This window comes from Mesorhizobium sp. M0615 (assembly GCF_040320805.1).
In the GTDB taxonomy this organism is placed as follows: Bacteria; Pseudomonadota; Alphaproteobacteria; order Rhizobiales; family Rhizobiaceae; genus Mesorhizobium.
Genome location: NZ_JAMYQI010000040.1, coordinates 1 through 6026, shown reverse-complemented (window position 1 = coordinate 6026; position 6026 = coordinate 1). Strand labels below are relative to the sequence as shown.

5 protein-coding genes are annotated in these 6026 nt (G+C 65.1%); all 5 read right to left on the bottom strand.

Annotation, left to right across the window (positions count from 1 at the left end; translation table 11 throughout):
- Positions 1 to 238: 238 nt before the first annotated feature.
- A complete protein-coding gene (gene lpdA / locus NKI46_RS30805) occupies positions 239 to 1627 on the bottom strand; it encodes a dihydrolipoyl dehydrogenase (RefSeq protein WP_352749694.1) in 1389 nt (462 codons plus the stop codon).
- Between the two features lie 247 nt (positions 1628 to 1874).
- Positions 1875 to 3239 (bottom strand): dihydrolipoamide acetyltransferase family protein, encoded by a 1365-nt coding sequence (locus NKI46_RS30795; protein ID WP_352749692.1) that lies wholly within the window; start codon positions 3237 to 3239, stop codon positions 1875 to 1877.
- 2 nt (positions 3240 to 3241) lie between these two features.
- On the bottom strand, positions 3242 to 4255 hold the full coding sequence (locus tag NKI46_RS30790; RefSeq protein WP_352461225.1) for an alpha-ketoacid dehydrogenase subunit beta: 1014 nt from the start codon (positions 4253 to 4255) through the stop codon (positions 3242 to 3244).
- 2 nt (positions 4256 to 4257) lie between these two features.
- Positions 4258 to 5490 (bottom strand): 3-methyl-2-oxobutanoate dehydrogenase (2-methylpropanoyl-transferring) subunit alpha, encoded by a 1233-nt coding sequence (locus NKI46_RS30785; RefSeq protein ID WP_352461224.1) that lies wholly within the window; start codon positions 5488 to 5490, stop codon positions 4258 to 4260.
- 327 nt (positions 5491 to 5817) lie between these two features.
- A partial coding sequence (locus NKI46_RS30780; protein WP_352562811.1) for a hypothetical protein occupies positions 5818 to 6026 on the bottom strand: 209 nt, incomplete at its 5' end.

The window sequence follows — 6026 nt, the reverse complement described above, 5'->3', positions numbered from 1 at the left end:
GTATTTCTTCAGGCCGGTGTCCATGGACCGACACTTAGTACATTCCGCTGATCTGCGACAACCGACGGCTGGGCGGCCACCCGCCCCCAAGTTGGGGGGGGGGGGGGGGGGCGCGGGGGCTGGCGCGCTGGGTGTCCGGGGGGGGGGGGCGCCCCCCGCCCCGACGGTCGGCGAGGACCCCCACCCCGCTCCGCTTCGCGGATCGACCCTCCCCACAAGGGGGAGGGTAAAAACCCCTTCAAACATGCAGCGCGTGGCCCAGCGCCTTCAGCGCCGCTTCCTGGAAGCCTTCGCCTTGCGTCGGATGCGCATGGATGGTGCCGGCGATGTCCTCCAGCCGCGCGCCCATTTCCAGCGCCAGGCCGAATGCCGCCGCCAGTTCCGACACGCCTTGCCCGACCGCCTGGATGCCCAGCACCAGATGGTTGTCCGCGCGCGCCACGACGCGGACGAACCCGTCCTCGCCGAGTTTCGTCATCGCCCGGCCGTTGGCGGCGAAGGGGAACTGGCCGATCTTGATTTCGCCCAGCGCCTTCGCCTCCTCCGGCGTTAGCCCTGCCGTCACCAGCTCCGGATCGGTGAAGCAGACGGCCGGAATCGAGCGCTTGTCCCAGCTGCGCTTGTGGCCGGCGACGATCTCGGCCACCATTTCGCCTTGCGCCATCGCCCGGTGCGCCAGCATCGGCTCGCCGGTGACGTCGCCGATGGCATAGATGCCGCGCATCGAGCTGCGGCACTGGTCGTCGATCTTGATGAACTTGCCGGCCATGTCGAGATCGATCTGATCGAGGCCCCAGCCCTCCGTCACCGGCTTGCGGCCGACCGTGACCAGGATCTTGTCTGCCGCGATTTTGGTGCTCTTGCCATCCGCGGTCTCGACCAGCAGCGCGTCGCCCTTGACCCCCTTGGCCTTGGCGCCAAGCATCACCTCGACGCCGAGCTGGGCCAGCCGTTTCACCACCGGCCGGGTCAGTTCCGCATCATACTGCGCCAGCACGCGCGGCAGCGCCTCGACCACGGTCACCGCGGCGCCCATTTTGGCGAACGCCATGCCGAGTTCCAGCCCGATATAGCCGCCGCCGGCCACGGCGAGCTTTTCCGGCACCTCGCCGAGAGCCAGCGCTTCTGTGGATGAAATCACCGAGCCGCCGAACGGCAGGAACGGCAGTTCCACCGTCGCCGAGCCGGTGGCGATCACAACCGTTTCGGCGCGGATGATCTGGGTGCCGGTCTCGGTCTCGACCGCGACGGTCTTGCCGTCGCGGAACGTCGCCCAGCCATAGACGGTCTTGACCTTGGCCTTCTTCAGTAGCCCGGCAACGCCCCCGGTCAGCCGGTTGACAATGCCGTCCTTCCACGCAACCGTCTTGCCGAGATCGAGCACCGGAGCCGCCACAGAAATGCCGAGCGGACTGCTGCCGCTGGCCATATGCGCGACCTTCTCGAACTCTTCCGCCGCATGGATCATCGCCTTGGACGGGATGCAGCCGACATTGAGACAGGTGCCGCCCGGTTTGCCGGCTTCAACGATCACCGTATCGATGCCGAGCTGGCCGGCACGGATAGCGCAGACGTAGCCGCCGGGCCCGGCGCCGATGACCAGCAGCTTGCAGGAGATTTCTTTCATGTTGGCATCCTAACTGTTTGTCGCGCCGGATCGGGGAGAACGCTCTGTTGCGATCCTTCGCGCCCCCGTCTGTCCTGCCGGACATCTCCCCCTCTAGTGGGGAGATTGGACGCCACTTCGGGTTTCGCCAATCCCGGTTGGATGAGCAGGTGAAGCGCCGAAACAGCCAATCTCCCCCCTCGAGGGGGAGATGCCTGGCAAGGCAGAGGGGGGCGCTGTCCCGCCGTCATCTCGGTCGTTCCGCCCCTCAATCCACAAATATCAGCGCTGGCGTCTCAATCAGCGCCTTGATCCGCTGCACAAACACCGCCGCATCCCAGCCGTCGACCACCCGGTGATCGAAGCTCGATGACAGGTTCATCATCTTGCGCGGGATGAACTGGGTGCCGTCCCAGACCGGCCGCACCATCATCTTGTTGACGCCGACGATCGCCACCTCAGGATGATTGATGACCGGCGTCGTCGCCACGCCGCCCATGGCGCCGAGCGAGGTGATGGTGATGGTCGATCCCGACAGCTCGTCGCGGCTGGCCGTGCCTGACTTCGCCGCTTCGGCGAGGCGGTTGAGCTCGGCCGCGCAATCCCAGAGGTCGCGCGCCTCGGCGTGCTTGACCACCGGCACCACCAGGCCCGACGGCGTCTGCGCGGCAATGCCGATATGGACGCCGCCATGCTGATGGATGATGCCGGCCTCGTCGTCGAACAGCGCGTTGATGTTGGGCTGGTCGGCAATCGCCTTGACCATCGCCCGCATCAGGAACGGCAGCAGCGTCAGCTTCGGCCTCTCCACACCCTTGCGCTTTTCCTTGTTGAGCGCCGCGCGCAACTCCTCAAGTGCTGTGACGTCGATCTCCTCGACATAGGTGATGTGCGGGATGCGTGACTTCGCCAGCGACATTTTTTCGGCGATCTTGCGCCTGAGACCAATGACCTTGATATCCTCGAGGCTGTCATTGCGCGCCAGACCCGACGCCTTCGCTACCTGCGGTCCGCGTGCCAGGAATGCCTCGATATCTTCGTGGCTGATGCGGCCAGCAGGGCCGGTACCCGACACCTGGCGCAGATCGATCCCCGCCTCCTTCGCCCTGAGCCGGATGGCGGGCGACGCCAGGGGCTTTTCGCCCTCCGGGCGCGGCGCGCCGGTGGGTGCCGCACCTTTAGATGTCGGCGCAGCACCCCCACCCCTGGCCCCTCCCCACAAGGGGGAGGGGGATTCAGTCTCAGCTGCCCGTGCGCTTTTGGCTGCTGGTGCAGGTGGTGGCGACTTGGCGTCGGATTTCGTGGCCGAAACGCCTCCCTCTTGTGGGGGTCCGGGGGTCGGTGCCGCCGTGACCTCTGACAATTTCGAGCCTTCGGCGACATTGCCCTCCCCCGCCACTTTCAGCCGCACGATCGGCGAGCCGATCGCCACCGTGTCGCCGATCTCCGCGCCCAGCCACAGGATCTCGCCATCGACCGGCGAAGGTATTTCCACCGTCGCCTTGTCGGTCATCACGGCGGCAAGCACCGAGTCCTCGCGCACGAGGTCGCCGACCTTGACGTGCCACTCCACAAGTTCTGCCTCGGCGACGCCTTCGCCGACATCCGGCAGCTTGATGATGTGTTCGCCCATCCCTAGGCTCCCATGGTTTCGAGAAGCGCGCGGCCGACACGGGCCGGCCCCGGGAAATAGTCCCATTCCTGCGCATGCGGGTAGGGCGTGTCCCAACCGGCGACGCGCGCCACCGGCGCTTCCAGATGGTAGAAACAATTTTCCTGCACCAGCGCCGACAGCTCGGCGCCGAAGCCGGAGGTCAGTGTCGCCTCGTGCACGACGACGCAGCGTCCGGTCTTCTTCACCGAAGCGACTATCGCGTCGAGATCGAGCGGCAGCAGGGTCCGCAAATCGATGATCTCGGCATCGATGCCGGTTTCTTCCACAGCCGCCTGCGCGACATAGACCATGGTGCCGTAGGCGAGCACGGTGACGGCCGAGCCCGCCCGGCGGATCGCCGCCTTGCCGAGCGGCACCGTGTAATGGCCGTCGGCGACCTCGCCCAGTTCATGCTTCGACCATGGCGTCACCGGTCGGTCGTGATGGCCATCGAACGGTCCGTTATAGAGCCGCTTCGGCTCCAGAAAAATCACCGGATCGGGATCCTCGATCGCCGCGATCAGCAGCCCCTTGGCATCATGAGGATTGGACGGCACCACCGTCTTCAGCCCCGACACATGGGTGAACAGCGCTTCCGGGCTCTGGCTGTGCGTCTGGCCGCCAAAAATGCCGCCGCCGGTCGGCATGCGGACAACGATCGGGCAGGTGAAATCGCCGTTCGAGCGGTAGCGCAGGCGTGCTGCTTCCTGCGTCAGCTGGTCGTAAGCCGGGTACATGTAGTCGGCAAACTGAATTTCCACGCATGGCTTCAGCCCGTAGGCGGCCATGCCGATGGCCGAGCCGACAATGCCGGATTCGTTGATGGGCGCATCGAAGCAGCGGCTCTTGCCGTACTTCGCTTGCAGGCCTGCCGTGCAGCGGAAGACACCCCCGAAGAAGCCGACATCCTCGCCATAGACGATGACGCGTTCGTCGCGCGCCATCGACACGTCCATGGCGTCGCGGATCGCCTCGATCATGGTCCGTCTCGGCATGGTCAGACTCCCGCCTGCTGGCGCTGGCGCCTGAGATGCGGCGGCATCTCGGCAAACACGCCCTCGAACATCTCGCGCGTCGACGGCTTGCCGCCGGCATGCAGCGTGCCGTTGCTTTCGGCCTCCTTCTGTGCGGCGATCACCGTCTCCAAAATTTCGGCCTCAGCCTGGGCGTGACGCTCGTCCGACCAGACGCCGCGTTGGATCAGATGGTTCTTCAGCCGCATCACCGGATCGCCGAGCGGCCAGGCGTCGGATTCCGTCTTCGGCCGATAGGCCGACGGATCGTCCGAGCTCGAATGCGCGCCGGCACGGTAGGTGACATATTCGATCAGCGTCGGCCCGAGATTCTGCCGCGCCCGCTCCGCCGCCCATTTGGCCACGGCATGCACGGCGAGATAATCATTGCCGTCGACGCGCAGCGCCGGAATGCCGAAGCCGAGGCCGCGCGCGGCAAAGGTGCCGGAGCCGCCGCGCGCAATGCCTTGAAACGTCGAGATCGCCCACTGGTTGTTGACGACATTGAGGATGACCGGCGCCTTGTAGGTTGAGGCGAACACCAGTGCGGAATGGAAATCGGATTCGGCCGTCGAGCCGTCGCCGATCCACGCCGCCGCGATTTTCGAATCGTTGCTGATAGCGGAAGCCATCGCCCAGCCGACCGCCTGGATGTATTGCGTCGCCAGATTGCCGGAGATCGAGAAGAAGCCGTGCTCCTTCGACGAATACATGATCGGCAATTGCCGCCCTTTGAGCGGATCGGCCTCGTTGGAATAGATCTGGTTCATCATCGTGACCATCGGATAGCCGTCGGCTATGAGCAGGCCGGCTTGCCGATAGGTCGGGAAATTCATGTCGCCCGGCATCAGCGCCTTGCGGAAAGCGCAGCTCACCGCCTCTTCGCCCAGATGCTGCATGTAGAACGAGGTCTTGCCCTGGCGCTGCGCCATCTGCATGCGGGCATCGAAGCTGCGCAGCGTCATCATGTGGCGCAACCCCTCGAGCAGCTCCTCGTCGGTGAGCAGCCCGGCCCACGGCCCGACAGCCTCGCCGGTGCGGTTGAGCACACGGATGATCGAAAACGCCATGTCGCGGATGGTGCGCGGATCGACATTGATGTCCGGTCGCGGCACCGAGCCGGCCTTGGGGATAGGCACGTTGGAGAAGTCGGGCGTTCCGCCCGGCCGCACTTCCGGCTCCGGCACATGAAACCGCAACATCCCAGCATCGGTCATGACCATGGTCCTCCCATTTGCCTGGCGTCGATATTTGCACATCCGCGCGCCCGGCACAGCGCCAATTCATGGGGCGCCGCAACCCATCCGGCGTCACGGCCGGCAGGCGACGCCAAGATGCAGATATGTCAGCGAAATTTCTTGTCGATGTTGGGGAGCAGCGCGCAATTAGGCGCAAAGTTTTGCAGGATTTCCGGCAGATAGTCACTTCACGGCCTCCGGGAGAGATGAAGGCACCAAGGTCGGCGAACTCGCGCTTTCCTCTCCCCGTGATCGGGGGAGAGGTGTCGAGCTAAGCTCGACGGAGTGGGGGTCGACCCTTGGGCGCTAGGCAATGCTTGAGATAGTGCCCTTCCTTTGTCCGTTCGCGGCGATTGCCACGTGGCTCCCCCACTCCGTCTCGGCTTCGCCGAGCCACCTCTCCCCCCTCCGGAGGGAGAGGAAGGGCAATTGTCCGAACCGGATAGATAGGTAACAGAATGGACCGATAGCATGGGTGACAGTTTTCTTGTCCGCCGGAGGACCGGCGATGGTTT